This window comes from Pseudomonas sp. Tun-23181 (assembly GCF_057415455.1).
Window position 1 is genome coordinate 4,720,147 of the sequence record NZ_CM171630.1, and the last position, 25,079, is coordinate 4,745,225.

Below are 25,079 nucleotides of genomic sequence, written 5' to 3' on the forward strand. Positions count from 1 at the left end.
TTGGGGCTGCGAAGCGGCCCCAGGACGACCAAAGCACCACCGATTGACCGATCAATACACATCCCGCCGGTAGCGCCCATCCTCGATCAGGCGCTGCAGCACCTCGGCACCAAGAATACCCTCGAGCGCCGCATCCACCCCTGCGGCCATGCCCTGCAGGCTGCCGCAGACATACACGCAAGCACCGTCATTGACCCAGCGGCGCAGTTCATCGGCGTGTTGCACCAGCACATCCTGCACGTACACCTTCTGCGCCTGGTCCCGCGAGAATGCCAGGTCCAGGCGTGCGAGGTCGCCGCTGGCCAGCCAGCCCTGCAACTCGTCGCCACAGAGAAAATCATGGGCGCGGTTGCGTTCGCCGAACAGCAGCCAGTTGTCCCGCTCGCCCGCCGCGATGCGCGCCTTGAGCAGGCTGCGCAAGCCGGCCAGGCCGGTGCCGTTGCCGATGAGCACCAGTGGCGCCGGCGCCTGGGGCAGATGGAAACCGCTGTTGCGGCGCAGGCGCAGGCTGACGCTGCCGTGCAGCGGCAGGTATTCGGTCAACCAGCCCGAGCCCAGGCCGAGATGACCGTCGGCATGGCGCTCCTGGCGCACGATCAGTTCCAGGACGCCATCGCTGGCGATGGAGGCGATGGAATATTCGCGGCTGCCGATGGGCACCAGCGCATCGACCAGTGCCTGGGCATGCAGCCCCACCAGGTGCCCGTGGCTGGCTGGCAACTGGCGGCTGGCCAAGGCCTGGCCGAGCCGTTCGCCGAGGCCGTCGACCTCCACCGGTGTGTTGGCATCCAGGCCCAGCCCAGCGAGCCAGGCGGCGACGCGTGCCTGCCCGTTGCGGGGCAGGATTTCCACCAGGTCGCCGGCCATCCAGCTCGCCGGTTCATCGGGCTGCAGGCCGAGCAGGTAGACTGGCGCGCCCTGGCTGCCCGGGTTGAGCAACTCGCGTCGGGCCAGGGTCCAGGTGCCGAAGCTCGGCGCCTGCCAGGCTGTCACCGGCTGGGTACCGGTCAACTGCGCCAGCGCCTGGTGCCACTGTTGCAAGGCCGCCTGGTCGGCGTTATCCACCTCCACCGGGCTGAAGGCGCTGGTGGCGCCGCGTTCGCCCAGCCAGGCCTGGAGCCGGCGGGCGAAGCCGCAGAAGTGCGGGTACTGGCGATCGCCCAGGGCCAGCAGGGCATAGCTGAGATTGTCCAGGGCCCACGGCTGGCCCAGCACCTTGCGTTCGAAGGCGCGGGCGCTGTCGGGCGCCTCGCCGTCACCGAAGGTACTGACCACGAACAGCGCACGCCGGGCCTGGCGCAGGTCGGTTTCGCCCAACTCGGCCAGCGGGCGCACGTGCACCGGCAGGCCGGCGGCCTGCAACTGGCCGGCGCTCTGCCAGGCCAGTTGCTCGGCGAAGCCGCTCTGGCTGGCGAAGCCGATCAGCCAACTGTCGCCGCCTGCCGAGGCGGGTGAGACGTTGCCACGGGCAGCGCGGACCTGGCGTTTCTTGCGCCGCCGGTCGAGGTACAGCAGCCAGCCGGTGACGAAGAACAGCGGCATGCTCAGGCTGGCGATGGTCACGATGATGCGCCCCGGCAGGCCGAAGTAGCTGCCCACGTGCAGGGCGTAGACGCTTTGCAGTAGCTGGGCCTTGAAGGACTTGTCGGTATAGCGTTCGTGGCGCTTCACCTGGCCGCTGGCCGGGTCCAGGGTGATGCTGTTGAAGGCGCGCTCGTGGGCGGCGTCGTCGAGCAGGTAGAACAGCGTGGCGGGCTGCCCGCCTGCCGGGGGCAGGCGCAGGTTGTAGGTGAGCAGGCCTGGGCCGGCCGCGGCCTTGAGGTTGTTCCAGATGGCGTCGTAGTCGACCACCAGTGGCGCTGCGTTCTTGTCCGCGTTCTGCGGGCCATGGCGGCCACGCCCTTCGCCGCGCTTGTGCTGCTGGCCGGCGGCAGGTGCGTCGGCCAGTAGCTTGTTCAACCCCTCGCGATACCACTCGTAGGACCAGAACAGGCCGGTGAGGGCGAACAGCAGGTAGAACAGCAGGCACCAAGTACCGGCCACGGCGTGCAGGTCCCAGTTGAAGGCGCGGCCTTGCTTGGCCCAGTCGAAGGTCAACCAGGCTCGCCAGCTCAACGCCTGGCGTGGCCAGCGCAAGTACAGGCCGGACAGGCAGAAGAACACCAGCATCAGCGTGCAGGCGCCGGTGATCTGCCGGCCGGTATCGCCCATGGCCAGGAAACGGTGCAGTTGCAGCATCAGGCCGAAGAAGTCCTGGCCGGCGACATCGCCCTTGAGTTCGCCGGTGTACGGGTCGGCGTAGCGCAGCTGGCCACGACGCTCGCCAGGTGGTGGGGTGAAGAAGATCCGCGCAGCGTTGCCTTCGCGGGTATCGACCCACAGCATCGAAACCTTGTCGCCCTGGGCGGCTTCGACCCGGCGTACCAGCTCGGCGGGCGGCAATACCCCCTCCTGGCGGACTTCGACCTTGAGGACGTCCGGGTTGAACAGGCGCAGCAGTTCTTCCTGGAACGACCAGATGGCACCGGTGATACCCATCAAGGCCAGCACCAGCCCAGCGGTGATGCCAAAGAACCAGTGCAATTGAAACAGCGACTTCTTCACCACATCGTTCACCTTGTCTTGCCGCCTGGCGGGGCACGGCGTGCATTATGCCTTGGTACGCGAAAGCCCCGCGCATCGGAATGGGCGGGGCTTTCGAGCAGCGTCGTCAGAAGTGGACGCTGGTGGTCAGCAGGGCAGTGCGCCCGGCCGCCTGGTTGGCGAAGTGAGTGGAATACGCCTTGTCGTAGTAGACCTCGTTGGTGAGGTTCTGCACGTTCAGTTGCAGGTCGATGTTCTTGGTCAGTTTGTATGCCGCCATGGCGTCGTAGCGCACATAGCTGTCGACCATGGTGGTGTTGGCCACGCTGCCATACACGTCATCCACGTAGAAGGCGCCACCACCGACGGTCAGCTTCGGCGTGATCGCATAGGTGGTCCACAGGCTTGCACTGTTGTTCGGCGTGTTCGGCAGCTGGTTGCCGTCGTTAGCCTTGCCCAGCGGGCCACCATCGATCTGGCGAGCCTGCAGGTAGGTGTAGCCGGCGAACACCTGCCACTTGTCGGTGAGCTTGCCGCTGGCCGACAGCTCGATACCTTGCACGCGGGTTTCGCCGACGTTCTCGTAGCTGGCGGTGTCGACCTGGACGCGAGCGTTCTCCTTCTCGGTGCGGAAGATCGCAGCCGCCAGCGACAGGCGCTCGTCCAGCAGATCCCACTTGGTACCGATCTCGTAGTTGGTGGTTTCTTCCGGTTCCAGGTCGCTGCTCAGGATGTTGCCGCCACGGTCGGTGGTGCCTGGCAGCGGGTTGCCTTCTGTACCCTCGCCGAGCATGGCGCCTGGTGGCGTCGCGGACGTGGCATAGGAGATATAGACGCTGCCGTTCTCGGCCGGTTTCCACACCAGGCCCAACTGCCCGGTGAAGAACTCGCTCTTGTCGCGGCCTTTGGTCGGGACGCCGTCCTTGTTCACGACCGTTGCACCGGAGGCGTCGTAGGTACGGAACTTGGTGTCGAAATGGTCGTAACGCAGGCCCATGTTCAGCAGCCACTGGGGCGTTAGTTCCAGGGTGTCGAAGGCATAGATCGCACGCGTCTTGCTGTTGGTCTTGGTGCCCGCGTAGTTGCGCGAGACGGTGCCGTCCCAGGCGTCGTCCGGGTTCGGATCGCTCAGCGAGGTACAGCTACCGCCGTTGCCAGGGCCGGTGCAGGTGAGCTTGCCGTTCGGCGTTACCGTATAGCCCTGGCGATCGGACTCTTCCTTGGTGAACTCGACACCGGTGGAGAAGCTGTTCTTGAAACCGCCCACGAAGAACTCGCCGAACAGGTCGGTCTGGTTGGTGGTGGTGGCGGTGTTGCCCACGCGGGTGTTGGCGCGGCGCCATACACCGTTGTTGTTCACGTTGCCGGCGCTGTCGTCAGGCTGGGTCAGGACATAGTCCTGCATGCTGTTGCCGTGGCGCAGGGTGTTCTTGATGGTCAGCGAGTCGCTCAGGTCGTGCTCGATGGCGATGGTCGCGATGTCGGTGCGGGTCTTGCGGAAGTCGCGGTCGGTCAGGCCGTAGAAGTTGTCGCTGTCACCGCCATCGACCGGCTTGTCTGGATGGGCCGAGGTACGGGCACCGCTGCCGGCACGTGGAATGCTGTAGGGGATGCCCGAATCGGGCAGGTCATCGCTTTCCATGTGGTAGTAGTCGAGGTTCACCCGCGTCGGGGTGCCGAGGCCGAAGGCCAGGGAGGGGGCGATACCCCAGCGGTCGTAGTTGACCTTGTCGCGGCCGGCGACCTTGCTGTCGTGGGTCATCAGGTTGAGGCGCCCGGCCACGGTGTCGCTGAACTGGTAGTTGCCGTCGAGGGTGTAGCGCTGGGTCTGGTCGCTGCCCCAGGTGTAGGCGGCATCGAACGTGTTACCCAGGTGCGCGCGTTTGCTCACCAGGTTGATGGTGCCGCCAGCCGCGCCACGGCCGCCGATGGCCGAGTTCGGGCCCTTGGCCACTTCGACCGATTCGACGGCGAAGATTTCGCGGGTCTGGGCACCGGTGTCGCGCACGCCATCGAGGTAGGTGTCGCCCTGGGCATCGAAGCCGCGGATGAAAGGCCGGTCGCCTTGAGGGTTGCCACCTTCGCCAGCACCGAAGGTGATACCCGGTACGGTGCGCAGGGCGTCCTGCAGGGTGAGGGCGTTGGTGTCCTTGATCACCTGCTGCGGGATCACGGTGATCGAGCGCGGAGTATCCACCAGCGGCGCGGTGTATTTCTGCGACGAAGCCTTGTCGACCTTGTACTCGGTAGAAGCCTGTTCGGCCTTGCCGGTAACGCTGGTGGTGTCGAGGGTGATGGCACTGTTGGCAGCCGGATCGGCGGCATAGGCAGAGGTGGCGCCGATCGCCATGCCGATGGCGGAGACGAGCAGGCGTGGTGAACTCACAGCAGATGGTACGTGACGCATGTGTGGACCTTCCCCAAGGTGTGAAGGCCGCGGATCATAATGTAAGCAATTGTGACTAACAATTGAGAAGAGTTACCATTCGCTAGAAATTTACAATCTTTACAAATTCCCTTTACGGTTTTCCCCTGCTGAAACGTCTTGGGCGGCGAATGGGGCTTGTGAAGCGTAAAAGGGAATCAATATCATTGGCGCCCTATCTCCCTACCAGGTGCCGCCAGCATGCTGCTCCACATTCCCGGCCTGTTCGAGGTCGATGAACTCTCCCGCATCCGCGAAGCCCTGGAGCAGGCCGACTGGGCCGATGGCAAGGTCACCGCGGGTTATCAGTCAGCCAAGGCCAAGCACAACCTGCAGTTGCCCGAAGGGCACCCCCTGGGCAAGGAGATCGGCAGCGCCTTGATCGAGCGGCTGTGGCGCAACCCGCGTTTCATGTCGGCGGCGCTGCCGCACAAGGTCTTTGCGCCGCTGGTCAACTGCTACCGCGAAGGCGGCAATTTCGATTTCCATATCGACAATGCCTTGCGCCAGCCCAAGGGCAGCCCGGAGCGGGTGCGCACCGACCTGTCCTCGACGCTGTTCCTCAGCGACCCGCAGAGCTACGACGGCGGCGAGCTGGTGATCCAGGACACCTACGGTGTGCAGCAGGTCAAGCTGGCGGCGGGCGACATGGTGCTGTACCCCGGCACCAGCCTGCACAAGGTCAACCCGGTCACCCGCGGTGTGCGCTACGCGGCGTTCTTCTGGACCCAGAGCCTGGTGCGCGAGGACAGCCAGCGCGCGTTGTTGTTCGAGATGGACAATGCCATCCAGCAATTGACCGCCGATGTGCCGGATCACCCGGCGCTGCTGCAACTGACCGGCACCTACCACAACCTGCTGCGCCGCTGGGCCGAGGTCTGAGCCATGTCGTACCAGCTACGTCGTGAGCACGTGGTGGATGTCGCCGGGCTGCAGGCCATGCTCGAGGACAGCCCCGGCAAGGCCGCCCAGGCGATTCTCGCCGCGGCCGGGCAGGGCATCGTCGAGGCGCAGTTGCTGCTCGGGCAGATCCTGCTCGACGGGCGGGGCATCGAGCGCGATCCGCAGGTGGCCCGGCAATGGTTCGCCATTGCCGCCGAAAACGGCAGTCCCATGGCGCACAACATGCTCGGGCGTTGCCTGGAGCATGGCTGGGGCGGCGAGGTGGATCTGCCAGGGGCGGCGCGGCATTTCCAGCAGGCTGCGCGCGCAGGATTGGACTGGGGCCTGTACAACCTGGGCAACCTGCTGGCCACCGGGCGTGGCGTGCAAGCGAACCAGGCGCAGGCGCTCGCCTGCTACGAAAAGGCCGCGTACCTGGGGCATGCCAAGTCGATGAACCTGTACGGCCGTTACCTGGAGCAAGGCATCGCCACCCCGGCAAGCCCGGCACGTGCGCTGCGCTGGTACCGGCGCTCGGCCGAGGCGGGGGATTTTCGTGGCATGTTCAGCCTGGCGATGGTGTTGGTCGAGCGGGGGCAGATGGCCGAGGCCAGGCCTTGGCTGGAACGGGCACGGGAGGCGGGTAACCTGAACTTCCTGCGCAGCGCGCTGGCGACCTTGCTGGGTGGTGGGCCATTGTTGGCGGAGTATGCGGCGGCGTATGCCGGGGAGATCGAGCAGCGCGGCCTCTGAGGCATTGGAGGTCGCATCGGGGCTGCTTTGCAGCCCATCGCCGGCAAGCCCACGGAGTCCTCTGCATGGCTCATGATGAGTGAGCAGCGCTGCCCCTGGGAGCCGGCTTGCCGGCGATGGGCCGCGAAGCGGCCCCATGTTTCTTACAGGTAGTACGCCTTCAGCGGCGGGAAGCCGTTGAACTCCACCGCGCTGTAGCTGGTGGTATAGGCGCCGGTCGACAGCCAGTACAGGCGGTCGCCGATGGCCAGGTTCAGCGGCAGGCCGTACTTGTAGTGCTCGTACATGATGTCAGCGCTGTCGCAAGTAGGGCCGGCGATCACCACTTCTTCCATCTCCCCCTTCTTCTCTGTCCAGATCGGGAACTTGATGGCTTCGTCCATGGTTTCGATCAGGCCGGAGAACTTGCCCACGTCGGTGTACACCCAACGCTCGACCGCCGTACGCGACTTGCGCGCCACCAGCACCACTTCGCTGACCAGGATGCCAGCGTTGGCGATCAGCGAGCGGCCTGGCTCGAGGATGATCTCCGGCAGTTCGTCGCCGAAGTCTTCCTTGAGGAAGCGGATGATTTCCTCGGCATAGGTTTCCAGGCTGTTGGTGCGGGTAATGTAGTTGGCCGGGAAACCACCGCCCATGTTGATCATCTTCAGCTCGATGCCGTCTTCTTCCTTCAGGCGCTCGAAGATCACCTTGACCTTGGCGATGGCGGCATCCCACACGCTGATGTCGCGCTGCTGGGAGCCGACGTGGAAAGACACGCCATAAGGCACCAGGCTCAGGTCGCGGGCGAGGATCAGCAGGTCCATGGCCATGTCGGTCTGGCAGCCGAACTTGCGCGACAGCGGCCAGTCGGCGGTGGTGGAGCCTTCGGTGAGGATGCGCACGTAGACCTTCGAGCCCGGCGCGGCCTTGGCGATGTTGCGCAGGTCGGCTTCGGAGTCGGTGGCGTACAGGCGCACGCCCTTCTCGTAGAAGTAGCGGATGTCCCTGGACTTCTTGATGGTGTTGCCGTAGCTGATGCGGTCGGCGCTGACACCCTGGTTCATCACCTTGTCCAGCTCGTAGATCGAGGCGATGTCGAAGTTCGAGCCTTTGTCCTTGAGCAGGTCGATGATCTCGACCGCCGGGTTGGCCTTGACCGCGTAGTAGACCTTGGCGAACTCGAACCCGGCGCGCAGGTCGTCATAGGCCTGGCTGATCATCTGGGTGTCGATGAGTACGAACGGGGTTTCCTGCTTGTCGGCGAACGCCTTCATCTTCTGGAAGGTGTCGCGCGCGAAATAGTCTTCGACCTGGATCGACATGCTCAAGGGCTCCATGGGCAAACTGAAAAGGTAAGTGGCTGCAAACTGAACGTCCTCCGTATCCCCACTTTGGTTCGCCTACTTCCCAAGGCATGTCGCCGAAAGCAAAAAGGTCAACCGTGCCCGTGATACGGAGCGGCGGGTGACCTTGCTGTCTCGTCGTCAGTACTTGAGCCGGATGGATCGTTTCCAGCATGGACGTTCGGCGCGCACTTTAGGCGGTGAAGAAAGCAAGATCAACAGCCAATCCCGACGCGATCGTCGTGGATCGACGAGCAGTGCCTTGAATAACCGACTCATGTGACCCTCGGATGTTCCCCCCAGGATCACAAGCGTAAAAAATTGTGGAATGGAACCCGTTGGCCACTTCGCAGGTAGACCCGTGCCCACAAGGTCAGCGCTGTTTTCGGGGGTGTGCGGGTTGGCCTGCAATAGCGACCAGGTGTTCATATTTATGGCCACATGTTCCTGGCACGCCTGTGCATGAATCCCGTCATAAATTTTTTGTTACTGACGCCCTGGCGAGGCTTGGTCGGGCCATGGCATCGTCGATTTGCCGTCGTTGATGAGAAGCATTACTATTCGCGACCTCATCTGCCTCCCTGACGACCCCGACCGTGTCCGGACACAAAGGCTTTCTCGACCATTACCATGAGCTGATCGGCACCTGGACGCGCAAGCTGCGCAGCCGCCAGCAAGCCGAGGACCTCACCCACGACGCCTTCGTGCGGGTTCTGGAAAACCCGCGCGAACAGGTCGAGCAGCCCCGCGCCTACTTGCACCAGACCGCCCGCAACATCGCCGTGGATGGCTTTCGCCGCGAAGACCGGCGCCAGTCCCTGGAGCAGGAGGCGTTCGCGCCGGTCGGCGCGGGCAGCGGCGATCCGGAGGCCTATGTGCATGCCCTGGAGCTGGCCGACAGTGTCGAGCGGGCGTTGGCGCAACTGCCGGTCAATTGCCGGCGGGTCTTCATCTGGCAGAAGCTCGAAGGGCTGAGCCAGGCGGAGATCGCCGAGCGCATGGGTTTGACCAAGAACATGGTCGAAAAGTATATGATCCGCACGCTCCGACATCTGCGTGAGCACCTGGATGTGTCGAGATGAGTCAGGAGAGCCTTTTCATGAAACAGCACGGTGCCGATGCCGTCCGCGACCAGGCGGCCGAATGGTTCGCCCGCGTCCAGGATGCCCCCCAGGATGCCGAACTGCAGGCGCAATTGCGCCAGTGGCTCGCTGCGCATCCCCGGCACCGCGAGGAATATGAACAACTGGGCCGGCTGTGGCAGGCCGCCGACCTCATTCCTCGCCAGCACCTGGAGGCCCTGTGCCAACCCGAGCCCGTGCAGCGGCTGCCGCTGCCGCGTCGTCGCCTGTTGCGTCAGGCCCTGGCCGCTGGGGTCGCGCTGGCCGCGCTGGGGCTGGGGTGGAGCGGCTGGCAGTACCAGCGCCTGAACCATCACGCAGATCTGCAGACTGCCCTGGGTGAGCGTCGCCAGGTCGAGTTGCCCGATGGCTCGCACCTGGAACTCAATGGCGGTACCCACTTGCAGGTCGCGTTCAGCTCCGGCCGACGTCAAGTTTTGCTGACCGCTGGCGAGGCGATGTTCAGCGTGGCCCATGACGTCGACCGACCGTTCGTGGTCGACACCGCGCAAGGCAGCGTCACCGTGACCGGCACGCGCTTCGACGTGCGCCTGGACCCCGAGCGGACCCGCGTGGCAGTGGAGCAGGGCTCGGTGCGGGTCCGTGGGGCGGGCGACTCGCTGGCGCAGCTCAAGGCCGGCCAGGGTTCGCACATCGACCGACAGGGCAAGGTGGCCGCGCCCTATGCGGTCGACGCCGCTGCGCTGACCGCCTGGCGCCAGGGCAAGCTGGTATTCGACAACGCCACCCTCGAGGAGGTGGTCGCCGAGGTTTCCCGCTATCGTGCCCAGCCCTTGCGTGTCGCACCAGGCAAGGCGGCTGGCCTGCGCCTGTCCAGCACCTTCAGCGTCGACGATACCGACGCCTTGCTGCGAGCCCTGCCGAGCATCCTGCCCGTGGCGATCAAGACCTACGGCGATGGCTCCAGCGAAATTATCGCGAAGTAGATTCAGGTTTTTTTTCGCTCGTTCGTCTTCCCCGCCAACTGCAACTGCCAAGCATTCCCACTTGCATGCGGTTGGCGTTCATCCCGACTTTCAGGACCCTTCGACGACGTGAACAACAACAAACCTCTTCTTCGCCTGCGCACCCTGGCACTGGCCGTGGCGGTCAGTGCCGCCGCAACCCATGCCTATGCCGAGCAGGCGCCGGTCGCCTTGCAGATCCAGGCCCAGTCATTGGCCTCGGCCTTGGCCCAGCTCGGCCAGCAGACCAACCTGCAGCTGTTCTTCAGCCCGGAGCTCGTGGCTGGCAAGCAGGCCCCTGCGGTATCCGGCAACCTGGCGCCCGAGCAGGCCTTGCAGCAACTGCTGCAAGGCAGCGGGCTGACTTATGAGATGTCCCAGGACACCGTGGTGATCAAGCCCTCCCAGGGCGCGGGCGGCGCGACCCCCGGCAGCCTCGAGCTGGCGCCCACCGATGTGAAGGTGGTCGGCGACTGGCTGGGCGACGCCGAGCAGCGCGTCGTGCACAACCATCCCGGCGCGCGTACCGTGGTGCGCCGCGAGGCCATGGTGGAGAAGGGCGCGATGAACGTGCGCGACGTCCTGCGTGGCATTCCGGGCGTGCAGGTGCAGGACTCCAACGGCACCGGCGGCAGCGACCTGTCGCTCAACGTCGGCGTGCGCGGCCTGACCTCCCGCCTGTCGCCACGCTCGACCGTGCTGATCGACGGCATCCCGGCAGCCTTCGCCCCCTATGGCCAGCCGCAGCTGTCGATGGCGCCGATCTCCTCGGGCAACCTCGACAGCATCGACGTGGTGCGTGGCGCGGGTTCGGTGCGCTATGGCCCGCAGAACGTCGGTGGGGTGATCAACTTCGTCACCCGGGCGATCCCCGAGAAGGCCACTGGCGAGCTGGCCACTACCCTCGAAACCTCCCGCCACGGCGGTTGGAAGCACACCGAATCGGCATTCGTCGGCGGTACCGCCGACAATGGCCTGGGTGTCGCGCTGCTGTACACCGGGGTCAACGGCCATGGCTATCGCAGCAGCAACAACGACAACGATATCGACGACGTCATCCTCAAGACCCACTGGGCGCCCACCGAGCGCGACGAGTTCTGGCTCAACTTCCACTACTACGACGGCCGCGCCGACATGCCTGGCGGCCTGACCCAGGCCCAGTTCGACCATGACCCGTACCAGTCGGTACGCGACTACGACTACTTCAGCGGCCGGCGCAAGGACGTGTCGTTCAAGTGGCAGCGGCAGATCGACGACGCGACCCAGTTCGAGGTGCTGACCTACTACACCGACAGCTTCCGTGGCAGCGCCATCGCCGCTCGCGACATGAAGACCCTGTCGTCGTACCCGCGCAACTACCACACCTTCGCCATCGAGCCACGCCTGTCGCGGATCTTCTTCGTCGGCCCGACCACCCAGGAAGTCAGCGTCGGCTATCGCTACCTGAAGGAGGCCATGCGCGAGCAATCCACCCGTCTGGCGCTGATCGACAACGTACCGACGCCAACCCCGACCTCCGACGGCCATGTCTTCCAGGACCGCAGTGGCGGCACCGAGGCCAGCGCCTACTACATCGATGACAAGATCGACGTGGGCAACTGGACCATCACCCCGGGGATTCGCTTCGAGCACATCAATACCGACTGGCGCGACCGTCCGGTGCTGGATGCCAACTACAGACCGGTGCCGGAAAAGAACCGCAGCATCACCAGCAACGAGCCGCTGCCGGCCTTGAGCGTGATGTACCACCTGTCGGATGCCTGGAAGCTGTTCGCCAACTACGAGACGTCGTTCGGCAGCCTGCAGTACTTCCAGCTCGGCCAGGGCGGTGTCGGCGACAGTACCGCCAACGGCCTGGAGCCGGAGAAGGCCAAGACTTACGAGATCGGCACACGCTATGACGATGGCCATTTCGCCGGTGAACTGACGGCCTTTTACATCGACTTCGACGATGAGCTGCAATACATCAGCAACGATGTGGGCTGGACCAACCTGGGCGCCACCAAGCACCAGGGCATCGAAGCGTCGATGCGCTATGACCTGTCGGGCCTCGACCCGCGGCTGCAGGGCTTGTCGGCCAATGCCGGGTTCACCTACACCCGCGCTACCTACGAGGGCGAGATCCCTGGCTTCAAGGGCCGCGACCTGCCGTTCTACTCCCGCCAGGTGGTCACCGCCGGCCTGCGCTACCAGGTCGACCGCTGGACCTGGAACCTGGATGCCTACGCTCAATCCAAGCAGCGCGCCCCCGGTACCGGGATGAACGCCGACGGCAGCTTCAACGGCAACTACATCACCGAGCCCAGTGCCGACGGCCAGTATGGCGATATTCCAGGCTACGTGACCTGGCATGCCCGTGGTGGCTACGACTTCGGGCCGCAGCTGTCGAACCTGAAGTTGGCGGCGGGGGTGAAGAACATCTTCGACAAGCAGTACTACACCCGCTCGAGCGACAACAACGCGGGGTTGTATGTGGGTGAACCGCGGACCTTCTATGTGCAGGCCAGCGTCGGGTTCTGATGCCGAGGAGGGCCGCGTTGCGGCCCATCGCGGGCAAGCCCGCTCCCACAGGGGGGGCGCTGGGTGGAGTACCTGGGAGCCGGCTTGCCGGCGATTGGGGCGCGCAGCGACCCCAAGTTGACCGGCCGATATCCGGTACGCCTCGGTCAGGCGCCGACTGCCTCCGCCGGCGAGACGATGCTGGTCTTGCCCCCGCGCGAACGCCCCGAGCTCAGGTACGCCGCGATGGACTCCTGGGTCACCTCGCCAAGGAACACCTGCTCGGCATCCAGCACCGGCAACCAGGCACGGTTGTACTCGTACATCCGCGATAGCAGGATGCGCAGGTGCTCGTCATGGGATGCAGTGGCGTTGAACGGGCGCAGGAAGTCGCCGCAGGTTCCCTGTTGACGGTGCATGTCGCGACGGCGCACGTAGCCGAGCGCCTTGTTCGCCGCGTCGGTGACCACCACGTAGCGACGGTCGTGCTCGTCGAGCAGTTCCAGGGCATCGTTCACCGGCGTTTGCGGGCTGACCGAGGGTGCGTTGTCCGCCGCGTCCTCGGCACGCACCAGCAACAGGCGCTTGAGGGTGCTGTCCTGGCCGACGAAGTCGCTGACGAAATCGTCTACCGGGTGGGCCAGCAGGGTATCCGGGTGGTCGAGCTGGAGCAGCTTGCCGGCACGGAAGATGGCGATCTTGTCGCCCAGCTTGATGGCCTCGTCGATGTCGTGGCTGACCATGATCACGGTCTTGTTCAGCGCCCGCTGCATCTCGAAGAATTCGTTCTGGATCATCTCCCGGTTGATCGGGTCGACCGCGCCGAACGGCTCGTCCATCAACAGCACCGGTGCTTCGGCGGCCAGGGCGCGGATCACGCCGATGCGCTGCTGCTGGCCACCGGACAGCTCGCGTGGGTAGCGCTGTAGGTAATGCTTGGGTTCGAGCTTGATCATGTTCATCAGCTCGCGGGCGCGCTCGTGGCACTTGTGCTTGTCCCAGCCGAGCAGGCGCGGGACCACGGTGATGTTCTCCTCGATGGTCATGTTGGGGAACAGGCCGATCTGCTGGATCACGTAGCCGATATGGCGGCGCAGGGTCACCTCGTCCAGGGCGCTGGTGTCTTCGCCATTGATGAACACCTGGCCGGAGGTCGGGGTGATCAGGCGGTTGATCATCTTCAGGGTGGTGCTCTTGCCGCAGCCCGAAGGGCCGAGGAAGACGCAGATCTCGCCTTCGTTGACGGTGAGGCTTACCGAGTCGACGGCTTTGACGTCCTTGCCGTTGACGTTGAAGGTCTTGCTGAGGTTCTTCAGTTCGATCATGGGCGCAGTCCTTCCGGAGTCAGGGCACGTTGCAGGGTTTGCAGAATCAGGTCGGCGATGATCGCCAGGAGGCTGACCAGCACGGCGCCGACCAGCAGCATGGACATGTCGCTGCGGCTGATGGAGGTGAGGATGAGCACACCCAGGCCGCCGGCACCGATGGTCGCGGCGATGGTCATGACGCCGATGTTCATGACCACGGCGGTGCGCACGCCGGCGAGGATCACCGGCACGGCGATGGGCAGCTCGACCATGCGCAGGCGCTGGCCGAAGGTCATGCCGATACCGCGCGCGGCCTCACGGATGCCGGGTTCGACATTGGTCAGGGCGAGGTAGGTGTTGCGCAGGATCGGCAGCAGGGAATACAGGAACACCGCAGTGATCGCCGGCAGCGGCCCCAGGCCCTGGCCGAACTTGGAATAGAACGGCAGCAGCAGGCCGAACAGGGCGATCGACGGTATGGTCAGCAGGACCGTGGCCGCAGCCTGCACGGGGCCGGCGACGGCGGGGAAACGGGTCATCAGGATGCCCAGCGGCACACCGAAGAGAATCGCCAGGCCCACGGCGATACCGACCAGGGCGATGTGCTGCCAGGTCAGTTGCACGACCTGGGCCCAGTCCAGGTGGACGAAGGTGTCGAGCAGGTTCATGGCTGTACCTCGCTGAAGGGATGCTGGCGCAGGAACTCGGCGGCCACGGTGGTCGGGCTCTGGTGCTCGACATCGACCTTGGCGTTGAGCTGGCGCATGGTCTCGTCGTCGAGCGTTTCGGCCAGGGGCTTGAGCAGCGCGGCCAGCTGTGGATTGGCGTCGAGGACCTGTTTGCGCACCACGGGGGCGGCGGTGTAGTCGGGGAAGTAGTGCTTGTCGTCTTCCAGCAGCTTGAGGTCGAAGGCGCTCAGGCGACCGTCGGTGGTGTACACCAGGCCGGCGAATACCTGGTCGTTGCGCAGGGCGGTATAGACCAGGCCCGCGTCCATCTGGCGGATGTTGGCGCGGCCGACCTGCAGGTCGTACATCGCCTTCAGGCCTTCCAGGCCGTCGGGGCGGTTGGCGAACTCGGTGTCCAGGGCCACCAGGTGCTTGCGTGCCTTTTCATCGCGCAGCACCTGGTTGAGCTGGCTGATGGTCGCGACCTGCGGGTAGGCCTCGGCGACCTTGCGCGGCAGGGCCAGGGCGTAGGTGTTGCTGAACCTCGAGGGCGTCAGCCAGACCAGGCCCTTCTGCGCATCCAGCGCCTTGACCCTGGCATAGGTGGCCTCGGCGCTGGGCATGCGCTCGTCGATGTGGTTGTAGGACACCAGCGAGACACCGGTGTACTCCCACATCAGGTCGAGCTGGCCGGTCTCCTGAGCCTGGCGGGCGAGGTTGCTGCCAAGGCCTGCGGTGACGCGCACGTCGAAGCCATTGGCACGCAGGTACTGTGCGGTGATCTCGGCGAGTACGGTCTGTTCGGTGAAGACCCGGGCGCCGATCCGCACCAGTGGTTTCTGCGCTGCTTGGGCAAATCCTGCGAACAGCAGGGCCGCGCCCAGCAGCAAGGCGATTCTTTTCTTCATGCAGTCCCTCTTCTTGTCAGGCCAGGCCACGTTCCAGCCAGCGCTTGCTGGAGAAGCTCACCAAGGCGTCGAGCAGCAGCGCCAGCAGCGCCGTGCAGGCCGCGCCCAGCAGCAGTTGTGGCTGGTTGTTCAGGGCGATGCCGGGGAAGATCAGGCTGCCCAGGCTGTTGGCACCGATCAAAAACGCCAGTGGCGCTGTACCCACGTTCAACGCCAGGGCCACGCGCACCCCGCCGACGATGATCGGCACGGCGTTGGGCAGTTCCACCTGCCAGAGCTGCTGGCGCGGGGTCATGCCGATGCCGGTGGCGGCTTCCTTGAGCGAGGCGGGCACGTTCTTCAGGCCTTCGTAGGTATTGCGCACGATGGGCAGCAGGGAGGCGAGGAACAGGGCGAAGATCGCCGGGCCTGCGCCGATGCCCAGGACACTCAGGGCGATGGCCAGAACGGCCAGGGGAGGGATGGTATTGCCAACGTTGAACAACTGCATGAAGCGCTCGGCCTTGTCGACCCGGTGCGGTCGACTCAAGGCAATGCCGGCGGGGATGCCCACGGCCAACGCCGCCGCCATCGAAGCCAGCACCAGGACCAGGTGCGCTTGCAGGTAGAAACCAAGATCGTCGCGGTAGCGCGCGATCGTGTCGATGCCGATCCAGTGGACCAGCAGGGCCAGGATGACGAGCACGGCGGCCCATCCCAACAGCCCTTTTCCGTAGCGTGCAGCCACAGGCGGACTCCTTTGTGTAGTCGGCGAGCACACCCCGTGGCGGCCGGCCATTCCTGGCGGCGGGCAGTGTGGTCGCGAGTAGCAGCGTGGTGCCCAGCAGAGCTGTGCGGTCACGCCATGAGCCGAACCCCGTCGGGCCCGAAATGCAGGTGTTTCCAGCCCTGAACCGAGGCGGGTTGCAGGGGAGTGGACGTCTCCGTGGGGGTAAAGGTTCCCATCTGAAGCGGCATTTGGCCAGCGTTAATCACTGGCGAGTAGGAAATTTCACGCGAAAAAACAGCGTGGATATTACTTGTGGACGTTGAATCACCTGCTTTTCGAGCACATCCCTATCTCTCCATGGTCATTCGAAAATTTTCCGAGTAATCCCTTGAAGGAATATTCTCTTGGAGGTATTTTTTTGTGGTCTATAGGGATGTGTCTGGAGTTCATGACCGAGTTCGAAAGGTTGGCAGAGGCGGTTCAGGATGAACTGCTGGCTCAGCTTCACCTGCTCGAACGCTGGGGCCCTGCGTTGGGACGCTCTCGCGTAGATACGCTCAAAGGCTCAAGGCATTCGAATATGAAAGAGTTGCGCTTCAATGCTGATGGTGGTGTATGGCGAGTGGCGTTCGCCTTCGATCGTTCTCGTTGTGCGCTTCTGTTGGTGGCTGGCGATAAGGCGGGCATCAATGAACGCAGGTTCTACAGGCACCTGATCGACCGTGCCGATGAGCGGTTCGATCGGCACCTGTCCAGAGGTTGAAAGCATGTACAAGACACTTGATGACGTAATGAACGGCCTTTCACCTGAGCGCAGGGCGAGGGTGGAGGAGCGCGGTCGCGAATTGGTCCGTGAAGAAATGACGCTTCGAGCGCTGCGTAAACAGCTCCAGATCACCCAGGAGGATCTGGCTGAACGTCTCGACATCCGTCAAGGCAATGTTTCGAAAGTCGAGAATCGCAGCGACATGCTGATATCTACTCTGCGTGGCTATGTGGAGGCCATGGGCGGCAGGCTGGAGCTGGTGGCCTACATGCCCGGTCGAGCACCCGTCACGATCGAAGGGTTCGCAGAGGATCCGATTTCTCGCAGCTAGGGTGTCGAGGCCAAGGGGCGTCCGGTCTGGCGGCAGCTATTTTGGCCTGACGCCCGACTTCAGGTATGATACTGCCCCTTTTTGATCCCCAGTCAGGCGATTTCCCATGACCAACCAGGCCGCCGAAGTCGCGAAACGCCGCACTTTCGCAATCATTTCCCACCCCGACGCCGGTAAGACCACCATCACCGAGAAGCTCCTGCTGATGGGCAAGGCCATTGCCGTCGCCGGTACCGTGAAGTCGCGCAAGTCCGACCGCCACGCCACTTCCGACTGGATGGAAATGGAGAAGCAGCGCGGTATCTCCATCACCACCTCGGTGATGCAGTTCCCCTACCGCGAACACATGATCAACCTGCTCGACACCCCCGGCCACGAGGACTTCTCGGAAGACACCTACCGCACCCTGACGGCGGTGGACTCGGCGCTGATGGTGCTCGACGGCGGTAAGGGCGTCGAGCCGCGGACCATCGCCCTGATGGATGTCTGCCGCCTGCGCGACACGCCGATCGTCAGCTTCATCAACAAGCTCGACCGCGACATCCGCGACCCGATCGAGCTGCTCGACGAGATCGAGGCGGTGCTGAAGATCAAGGCTGCGCCGATCACCTGGCCGATCGGCTGCTACAAGGACTTCAAGGGCGTCTACCACCTGACCGGCGACTACATCGTGGTCTATACCCCCGGCCATGGTCATGAGCGCACCGAAGCGAAGATCATCGAGAAGCTGGACTCCGACGAAGCCCGCGCGCACCTGGGCGACCAGTACGATGCGTTCGTCGAGCAGCTCGAGCTGGTGCAAGGTGCCTGCCATGCGTTCGACCAGGACGAGTTCATCAATGGCCAGCTGACCCCGGTGTTCTTCGGCACTGCGCTTGGCAATTTCGGTGTCGACCACGTGCTCAATGCCGTGGTCGACTGGGCGCCACGCCCGCTGGGCCGCGTTGCCCACGAGCGTACCGTCGAGCCGACCGAGGAGAAGTTCAGCGGCTTCGTGTTCAAGATCCAGGCGAACATGGACCCCAAGCACCGCGACCGCATCGCCTTCATGCGCATCTGCTCGGGCAAGTACGAGAAGGGCATGAAGATGCGCCACGTGCGCCTGGGCAAGGACCTGCGCATCGGCGATGCGCTGACCTTCTTCTCATCCGAGCGCGAGCAACTGGAAGAGGCCTATGCCGGTGACATCATCGGCCTGCACAACCACGGCACCATCCAGATCGGCGACACCTTCAGCGAAGGCGAGGTGCTGGGCTTCACGGGTATCCCGCACTTCGCACCGGAGCTGTTCCGCCGCGTGCGCCTGAAGGACCCGCTCAAGTCCAAGCAACTGCGCCAGGGCCTGCAACAGTTGGCCGAGGAAGGCGCGACCCAGGTGTTCTTCCCCGAGCGCAGCAACGACATCATCCTCGGTGCGGTCGGTGTGCTGCAGTTCGACGTGGTCGCCAGCCGCCTGAAGGAAGAGTACAAGGTCGAGTGCGCCTATGAGCCGATCACTGTCTGGTCGGCGCGCTGGATCAGCTGCGACGACAAGAAGAAGCTCGAGGACTTCAAGAACAAGGCCATGGAGAACCTGGCCATCGACGGTGGCGGTCACCTGACCTACCTGGCACCGACCCGGGTCAACCTGTCGCTGATGGAAGAGCGCTGGCCGGATGTGAAGTTCCGCGCGACGCGCGAGCACCACTGATTCAGCCTCAAGCTGCAAGCTGTTCACTTAAGTCTGATGTGACATCGATTGGGGCTGCCTTGCAGCCCTTCGCGGGCGAGCCCGCTCCCACAGGATCGTGCATTCCTTGAGGTTTGCAGCGTACTTGTGGGAGCGGGCTTGCCCGCGAAGGGCCGCAAGGCGGCCCCAATGGCTTAAGTGAACGGTATTAGACCGCAGGCACGCCTGTTTTCCCTTGCAGCTCGAAGCTTGTCATTGGCCGGAGCTCGTCAGTGCCCCGCCTTGATGCTGGTCCAGAGGCGCGTCCTGATGCGGTCGATTTTCGCCGGCATGGCCTGCAGTGCATACAGCTTGCCCATCACTTCCTCGCTCGGGTAAATCATGCTGTTGCTCTTCATTGCTGAATCCACCAGCCCATCGGCCTTGAGGTTGCCGTTGGCGTACTGCACATGGTTACTGATATTGGCCATCACCTCGGGTTGCAGTAGGTAGTTCATGTAGGCATATCCTGCCTTCTCGTCTGGCGCATCGGCCGGCATGGCGACCATGTCGAACCACATCGGCGCGCCTTCCTTCGGGATCGAATAGCCCACCTTCACGCCGTTCTTCGCTTCTTGCGCACGGTTCTTCGCCTGTAGCACATCGCCCGAAAAACCCACCACCACGCACACATCGCCATTGGCCAGATCGCCTGTGTACTTGGAGGAGTGGAAGTAGCTGATGTACGGTCGCGCCTTCATCAGCAGCTCCTTGGCCTTGTCGTAGTCCTTCGGGTCCTGGCTGTGGTGCGGCAAGCCCAGGTAGTGCAGGGCGATTGGCAGCAGCTCTGGGCCATTGTCCAGCACTGCCACGCCACAGCTTTTGAGTTTGGAAATGTACTCAGGCTTGAAGATCAAGTCCCAGGAGTCCACCGGGGCGTCGTCTCCGAGCACGGCCTTGACCTTGTCGATGTTGTAACCGATGCCGGTACTGCCCCACAGGTAGGGGAAACCGTACTGGTTGCCGGGGTCGTTGACCTCCAGCGCCTTGAGCAGCACCGGGTTTAGGTTGTGCCAGTTGGGCAACTGCGATTTGTCCAGCTTCTTCAGGGCCTTGCCCTGGATCTGCCGGGCCATGAAATGGTTGGAGGGGAATACCACGTCGTAGCCGGAGTTGCCGGTCATCAGCTTGCCATCGAGGGTTTCGTTACTGTCGAAGACGTCGTAGGTCGGCACGATGCCAGTGGTTTGCTGGAAATGTTTCAGTGTGTCCGGGGCGATGTAGCTGGACCAGTTGTAGATCTTCACCGACTCAGTGGCATTGGCCACGCAGGCGACCAACATCAGGGGAGCGAAAATAATCGTGCGCATGTCCGGTTTACCTTGCTTTGTCTGTTGTTATCGAAGGGCGGCAGGCGATTGGCGGTTCAGAAAATCAGGACGTAGGTCTTGCGCACCGTTTCCTGGATGTCCCAGGTGCCGGTGCTGTTGGCCGGTAGCATCAGGGCATCTCCGGCTTCTATGTGCAGGGGCTCGCCACCATCGGGGGTGAAGGTGCAGCGGCCTTTGATGAAGTGGCAGAACTCCTGTTGCACGATCTGCCGGCGCCAGCGCCCTGGGGTGCACGCCCAGATGCCCGTCTCGACGCCATCGCTACGCTCGACGCAGGTGACAGACGTCACGGCCACGGGCTCGCCGATGGGTGCCGCGACGGGGTTGGAGCTGCCTAGCTCCGTGCTGTCGGTGTGTTTGAAGTGGGTAATGCTCATGACCGGTGGATCCTGTGTGAGGGGAAGGGGAGTCAGTGCATGAAGCTTTCCATGAAGTCCGCAAGCGAGCTGGCCAGGCGCCGCCTCCAGGGCGCATTGGCGGGGTTGGCGAGGGTCCGGTCCTCGTGGACGAAACTCTGGATGATCGCGTTGTAGCCCAGCCAGCGGCATGGCTCGGGCGGCCAGGTGGCCAGGCTCGACAATGGGCGGTTGTCGAGCACCCATGGTTGTGCGGTCAGTTCGTTGTGCTGGTCGAGGATCAGCGCGGCCAGCGTGCGGCCGCCGAGATTGGTGGCGCCAACCCCCTCGCCGCCATAGCCGCCTGAAAGGGCAACGCCGCGTTGGCGATCACAGAGCATGTGCGGACGGAAGCGTCGGGCCATGCCCAGGTTGCCGCCCCAGGAGTGGGTGATGCGTACATGTTTGAGCTGCGGGAACAACTCGCTGAACAGGTAGCGGCGTAGTTCTATTTCTGCCGGGTTCAGGTTGAAGTTGTCGCGCAGCCGGCCGCCGAAACGGTAGCCACCGCGCGCGCCGAATACCAGGCGGTTGTCGGCGGTGCGCTGGCCGTAGGTGACCTGGCGGCTGTTCTCGCTGAAGGCTTGCCCTTGGGACAGGCCGATCTGTGCCCAGGTCGACTCGGGCAGTGGTTCGGTGGCCACAAGCAGGCTTTGCACCGGCAGTTGATGTTTACCCAGCGGTGGCAGGCTGGCCGCGTAACCCTCCACGGCGGGCACCATCCACTGGCAACGAATGCGTGACAGGGGAGTACGCACTTGACCGGGCTGCCAGTCGATGGCTGGAGTGTTTTCGTAGATCGGCACACCGAGGCTTTCCACGGCTCGGGCCAGGCCGCGCGCCAGCTTGGCCGGCTGGATGGTCGCGGTGTGCGGGCTGAAGATCGCGCCGTAGGCATTGCTCACCCGCAGTTGTGCATCCAGTTGATCGGGACGCAGCCAGCGATAATCGTGTTCGTTCATGCCTAGGCGATAGAGGCCGTCGAGGTAGGCGCGCAGGCTGCGTTCCTGTTCCGGATAGCGAGCGGCGCAATAGAGCACGCCACCCTTGCGGTAGTCGCAGTCGATGGCCTCGCGTTGCAGCACGGCGTGGACTTCGTCGGGAATGCCGTGCAGCAGGTCGATGCTGGCGCGGCGCTGTTGCGGCGACAGGGTGGCGAGCAGGCGATCTTCGCCAAGCAGGTTGCCCATCAGCCAGCCGCCATTGCGTCCCGAGGCGCCGAAGCCGGCGATCTTGGCTTCGATCACGGCGATGTTCAACTGCGGTGCCTGACGCTTGAGGTAGTAGGCGGTCCACAGGCCGGTGTAGCCGGCGCCGATGATGCACACATCCAGGTCGAGGTCCTGTTGCAATGCCGGGCGGGCGCTGAGTGGCTCGTCGAGCTGGTCCATCCAGAGGCTGATCGTGCGCCAGGGTTGCATCAGGTTCGGCTCCACATCGATGAAGGTCTGTGGGCGATCCTAGTGTCATGCGGTGGGGGCTGTCTTACGTGCGTGCACGCAGGGAAATCTGCTTCAGGTAGGCCTTGGGCGAGAGCCCGGTATGTTCGCGAAAGCACTTGTAGAAGGCCGATAAGGAATTGAAGCCCGCATTGAAAGCCAGGTCTTCGATCGAGGCCTTGAGGCTGTCATCGTCGAGGCTGGCCATCAGGTGTTGCAGACGTGCCTGGTTGACGTAGCGGTAGAAGCTCTGCCCCAGCACCTGGTTGAGCAGGTAGGAGATCTGGTTACGGCTGTAGCCACTGGCGTCGGCGACCTGTTGCAGGTCCAGCTCCGGGTCGAGGTAGGGGCGTTGACGCTGGAAATAGTATTCCAGGTCCTGGGCCATGCTGCTCAACTGGCGTGGTGACAGGCCCAGGCGGCTAGTGGCGGGCCGTGGGCCCGAACGGGGGGTGCTGTCGTTCGAACGGCGCACCAGGGTGGCGTATTCATTGACCCGCCAGATCAGCCCGTCCTTGACGGTGATCGCCTCGCTCGACTGGAAGGCCACCAAGCCCTCACCGCCTTGGACCGTCACTTGATACTGGATGAACGCGGTACAGCCGTCGACGCGGATGCGGTCGCTATGGACGATGTCCTCGTCGGCTTCATGAGGCAGGCAGCCGCGCACGTAGTCGCGCAGCTCATCGAAGCCGAGCACGCGGTTCTGGAAAAAGTCGTGGTACTGGATGTCGGCATGGTACAGCGCCATTACCCCGTCCAGGTCGCGGTGCTTCCAGCACAGGTGGTAGCGCAGTACCGTTTCGGCGGTGAGCGCGGTCTGCTCGGGGCCGTCGGGGAGGGTGCTCGTCGTCATGGACGGGGATAGTGCCTTGACCTGGCCATGGGTGACAAGATCAGGGGGGTGACCATTCGCAGGCTGCCCCAATGCCCGTCAAGGCTTTGCAACTGCCATTTGGGCCACTCCCACAGCACTGGATACCGGCGTGGGAGCGGCCTGGCTTGGACGGCTATGCCGCTCTAGAGAAACTGCTCGGCATAGTGGCAGGCCACCTGCCGCGTGCCCACCTGCCTCAGCGCCGGTATCTCCTTGGCGCAGCGCTCCGTGGCATGCGGGCAGCGCTTGTGGAAGGCACAGCCGTCCGGTGGGTTCAGCGGGTTGGGCAGTTCACCGGCGATGCGGATCTTCGGTTTCAGCGGGTCCGGGTGGATCGCCGGCGTCGCCGACAGCAGCGCCTGGGTATAGGGGTGCAGGGGCTTGTCGTAGATGTCCTGCTTCGGCCCCATCTCCGCTGGCCGGCCCAGGTACATCACCAGCACCTGGTCGGCCACGTGGCGCACCACCGCGAGGTTGTGGGAGATGAACACGTAGGCGGTGTTGAACTCCTTCTGCAGGTCCATGAACAGGTTCAGGACCTGCGCCTGGATCGATACGTCCAGCGCCGAGGTCGGCTCGTCGGCCACCAGCACCTTCGGTTGCAGCATCATCGCCCGGGCCAGGGCGATGCGCTGGCGCTGGCCGCCCGAGAACATGTGCGGGTAGCGCTGGTAATGCTCGGGGCGCAGGCCGACCTGCTGCATCATCGCTTGCACTTTCTCGCGGCGCTCGGCCTTGCTCAGCGAGGTGTTGATCAGCAGCGGTTCGGCCAGCTGATCGCCGATCTTCTGCCGGGGGTTGAGCGAGGCGTAGGGGCTCTGGAAGACCATCTGTACATCGCGGCGCAGTTGCTTGCGCTCGGCCTTGCTGGCCCCCTTGACTTCGGTGCCGGCGATTTGCAGCGAGCCGGCGGTCGGCTCCTCGATCAGGGTCAGGGCGCGGGCCAGCGTGGACTTGCCGCAGCCGGACTCACCGACCACGGCCAGGGTCCTGCCGGCCTCCAGCTCGAACGACACGCCATTGAGCGCGCGCACCAGGGCATGGCCCTTGAACAGGCCACGGGAGACTTCGTAGTGACGGGTCAGTTCACGGGCGGATAGGACGACGGTCATCACGCCACCTCCTGGTTCAGCGGGTAGAAGCAACGCACCAGGCTGTGGGCCTGGGGATCGAGGGGCGGACGCTGCCGGCGGCAGTTGTCCTGGACATATGGGCAACGTGGTGACAGCAGGCAACCCTGGGGCCGGTCATAGCGGCCGGGGACGATGCCGGGCAGGGTGGCCAGGCGTTCGGCACCGACGCTGTGCTCGGGGATGGCCGCCAGCAAGGCCTCGCTATAGGGATGGGCAGGGAGGTCGAACAGCTCTGGCACCTGGCCCACTTCCACGGCTTGCCCGGCGTACATCACGCAGACCCGCTTGGCGGTCTCGGCGACCACGGCCAGGTCGTGGGTGATCAGGATGAGCGCCATGTTGCGCTCCTTCTGCAGGTTCACCAGCAGCTCCATGATCTGCGCCTGGATGGTCACGTCCAGGGCGGTGGTCGGCTCGTCGGCGATCAGCAGCTTGGGTTCGCCGGCAATGGCCATGGCGATCGCCACGCGTTGGCTCATGCCGCCGGATAGCTGGTGTGGGTAGGCATCCAGGCGGCTTTCGGCGGCCGGGATCTCGACCTTCTTGAGCAGCTCCAGAGCCCTCTGGCGCGCGGCCTTGCCCTTCAGGCCCAGGTGTTGGCGTAGCACCTCCTCGATTTGGTAGCCCACGGTGTAGCTGGGGTTGAGCGCGGTCATCGGGTCCTGGAAGACCATGGCGATGTCCTTGCCCACCACCTTGCGCCGCTGGCGGCCGCTGAGGCGCAGCATGTCGGTGCCATCGAAGTTCAGGGCATCGGCGGTGATGCGCCCGGGGGCGTCGATCAGGCCCATCAGGGCCATCATGGTCACCGACTTGCCGGAGCCGGACTCGCCGACGATGGCGAGGATCTCGCCGGCCTCCACCGCAAGGTCGAGGCCGTCCACCACGGGCACGGCATTGGCGTCGCCGAAGCGCACGTTCAGGTTGTCGATCTGCAACAGTGACATGGCG

At 64.2% G+C, this 25,079-nt stretch carries 21 protein-coding genes; 8 read left to right on the forward strand and 13 right to left on the reverse strand.

Annotated elements, in window-relative coordinates; all coding sequences use genetic code 11:
- Positions 1-51 precede the first annotated feature (51 nt).
- Together ACDI39_RS22325 and ACDI39_RS22330 are read right to left on the reverse strand one after the other, a co-directional pair.
- The gene (locus ACDI39_RS22325; RefSeq protein WP_486539027.1) at positions 52-2,607 is read right to left on the reverse strand and encodes a PepSY domain-containing protein; all 2,556 of its coding nucleotides are present in this window, start codon (positions 2,605-2,607) and stop codon (positions 52-54) included.
- 103 nt (positions 2,608-2,710) lie between these two features.
- A complete protein-coding gene (locus ACDI39_RS22330; protein WP_225788625.1) occupies positions 2,711-4,990 on the reverse strand; it encodes a TonB-dependent receptor in 2,280 nt (759 codons plus the stop codon).
- A gap of 219 nt (positions 4,991-5,209) precedes the next feature.
- Between ACDI39_RS22330 and ACDI39_RS22335 the strand changes: the two genes are divergently transcribed.
- Together ACDI39_RS22335 and ACDI39_RS22340 are read left to right on the forward strand one after the other, a co-directional pair.
- On the forward strand, positions 5,210-5,890 hold the full coding sequence (locus ACDI39_RS22335) for a Fe2+-dependent dioxygenase (protein WP_225788626.1): 681 nt from the start codon (positions 5,210-5,212) through the stop codon (positions 5,888-5,890).
- Between the two features lie 3 nt (positions 5,891-5,893).
- Complete coding sequence (locus ACDI39_RS22340; protein ID WP_225788627.1) at positions 5,894-6,643, forward strand: tetratricopeptide repeat protein; 750 nt, start codon at positions 5,894-5,896, stop codon at positions 6,641-6,643.
- A 143-nt stretch (positions 6,644-6,786) separates the two neighbouring features.
- Here ACDI39_RS22340 and ACDI39_RS22345 read toward each other — a convergent pair whose 3' ends face one another.
- Positions 6,787-7,950 carry a type III PLP-dependent enzyme gene (locus ACDI39_RS22345; protein ID WP_486537058.1) on the reverse strand — a complete coding sequence of 388 codons (1,164 nt, stop codon included), beginning with the start codon at positions 7,948-7,950 and terminating at the stop codon, positions 6,787-6,789.
- A gap of 617 nt (positions 7,951-8,567) precedes the next feature.
- Between ACDI39_RS22345 and ACDI39_RS22350 the strand changes: the two genes are divergently transcribed.
- The 3 genes from ACDI39_RS22350 to ACDI39_RS22360 all read left to right on the forward strand — a co-directional run bounded on the left by ACDI39_RS22350 (position 8,568) and on the right by ACDI39_RS22360 (position 12,577).
- Positions 8,568-9,053: an RNA polymerase sigma factor gene (locus ACDI39_RS22350; protein ID WP_225788629.1), complete on the forward strand. Its 486-nt coding sequence runs from the start codon at positions 8,568-8,570 to the stop codon at positions 9,051-9,053.
- Positions 9,054-9,070: 17 nt separating this feature from the next.
- Complete coding sequence (locus ACDI39_RS22355) at positions 9,071-10,039, forward strand: FecR family protein (protein WP_253080773.1); 969 nt, start codon at positions 9,071-9,073, stop codon at positions 10,037-10,039.
- A gap of 108 nt (positions 10,040-10,147) precedes the next feature.
- A complete protein-coding gene (locus ACDI39_RS22360; RefSeq protein WP_253080772.1) occupies positions 10,148-12,577 on the forward strand; it encodes a TonB-dependent siderophore receptor in 2,430 nt (809 codons plus the stop codon).
- A gap of 146 nt (positions 12,578-12,723) precedes the next feature.
- Here ACDI39_RS22360 and ACDI39_RS22365 read toward each other — a convergent pair whose 3' ends face one another.
- From ACDI39_RS22365 to ACDI39_RS22380, 4 genes are read right to left on the reverse strand one after another with little or no spacing between them, the layout of a single operon-like run.
- Positions 12,724-13,881, reverse strand: coding sequence for an osmoprotectant ABC transporter ATP-binding protein OsmV (locus ACDI39_RS22365; RefSeq protein ID WP_253080771.1), 1,158 nt, complete (start codon positions 13,879-13,881; stop codon positions 12,724-12,726).
- Complete coding sequence (locus ACDI39_RS22370) at positions 13,878-14,531, reverse strand: ABC transporter permease (RefSeq protein ID WP_225788633.1); 654 nt, start codon at positions 14,529-14,531, stop codon at positions 13,878-13,880. Before ACDI39_RS22370 ends, ACDI39_RS22365 begins: the two co-directional genes overlap by 4 nt.
- The gene (locus ACDI39_RS22375; protein WP_225788634.1) at positions 14,528-15,439 is read right to left on the reverse strand and encodes a glycine betaine ABC transporter substrate-binding protein; all 912 of its coding nucleotides are present in this window, start codon (positions 15,437-15,439) and stop codon (positions 14,528-14,530) included. Before ACDI39_RS22375 ends, ACDI39_RS22370 begins: the two co-directional genes overlap by 4 nt.
- Before the next feature lie 16 nt (positions 15,440-15,455).
- Positions 15,456-16,166, reverse strand: coding sequence for an ABC transporter permease (locus ACDI39_RS22380; protein ID WP_225788635.1), 711 nt, complete (start codon positions 16,164-16,166; stop codon positions 15,456-15,458).
- A gap of 430 nt (positions 16,167-16,596) precedes the next feature.
- On the opposite strand from ACDI39_RS22380, the gene ACDI39_RS22385 reads away from it, so the two are divergent.
- The 3 genes from ACDI39_RS22385 to ACDI39_RS22395 all read left to right on the forward strand — a co-directional run bounded on the left by ACDI39_RS22385 (position 16,597) and on the right by ACDI39_RS22395 (position 18,935).
- Entirely contained in the window at positions 16,597-16,911 is a 315-nt protein-coding gene (locus tag ACDI39_RS22385; RefSeq protein WP_253090581.1) for a type II toxin-antitoxin system RelE/ParE family toxin, read from the forward strand.
- The gene (locus ACDI39_RS22390) at positions 16,877-17,245 is read left to right on the forward strand and encodes a helix-turn-helix domain-containing protein (protein ID WP_410900155.1); all 369 of its coding nucleotides are present in this window, start codon (positions 16,877-16,879) and stop codon (positions 17,243-17,245) included. Before ACDI39_RS22385 ends, ACDI39_RS22390 begins: the two co-directional genes overlap by 35 nt.
- A gap of 106 nt (positions 17,246-17,351) precedes the next feature.
- A complete protein-coding gene (locus ACDI39_RS22395; RefSeq protein WP_253090582.1) occupies positions 17,352-18,935 on the forward strand; it encodes a peptide chain release factor 3 in 1,584 nt (527 codons plus the stop codon).
- Positions 18,936-19,183: 248 nt separating this feature from the next.
- On the opposite strand, the gene ACDI39_RS22400 is transcribed toward ACDI39_RS22395, so the two are convergent.
- The 6 genes from ACDI39_RS22400 to ACDI39_RS22425 all read right to left on the reverse strand — a co-directional run bounded on the left by ACDI39_RS22400 (position 19,184) and on the right by ACDI39_RS22425 (position 25,075).
- Positions 19,184-20,263, reverse strand: a complete 1,080-nt coding sequence (locus ACDI39_RS22400) for a polyamine ABC transporter substrate-binding protein (protein ID WP_225788639.1) — start codon at positions 20,261-20,263, stop codon at positions 19,184-19,186.
- A gap of 56 nt (positions 20,264-20,319) precedes the next feature.
- Positions 20,320-20,661, reverse strand: coding sequence for a cupin domain-containing protein (locus ACDI39_RS22405; protein WP_225788640.1), 342 nt, complete (start codon positions 20,659-20,661; stop codon positions 20,320-20,322).
- Positions 20,662-20,693: 32 nt separating this feature from the next.
- Positions 20,694-22,100 carry an NAD(P)/FAD-dependent oxidoreductase gene (locus ACDI39_RS22410; protein WP_225788641.1) on the reverse strand — a complete coding sequence of 469 codons (1,407 nt, stop codon included), beginning with the start codon at positions 22,098-22,100 and terminating at the stop codon, positions 20,694-20,696.
- 64 nt (positions 22,101-22,164) lie between these two features.
- Positions 22,165-22,974, reverse strand: coding sequence for a helix-turn-helix domain-containing protein (locus ACDI39_RS22415; protein WP_225788642.1), 810 nt, complete (start codon positions 22,972-22,974; stop codon positions 22,165-22,167).
- 164 nt (positions 22,975-23,138) lie between these two features.
- Positions 23,139-24,107, reverse strand: a complete 969-nt coding sequence (locus ACDI39_RS22420) for a peptide ABC transporter ATP-binding protein (RefSeq protein ID WP_225788643.1) — start codon at positions 24,105-24,107, stop codon at positions 23,139-23,141.
- Entirely contained in the window at positions 24,107-25,075 is a 969-nt protein-coding gene (locus tag ACDI39_RS22425; RefSeq protein ID WP_486537062.1) for an ABC transporter ATP-binding protein, read from the reverse strand. The genes ACDI39_RS22420 and ACDI39_RS22425 overlap by 1 nt, the downstream gene beginning before the upstream one ends.
- Positions 25,076-25,079: the final 4 nt, after the last annotated feature.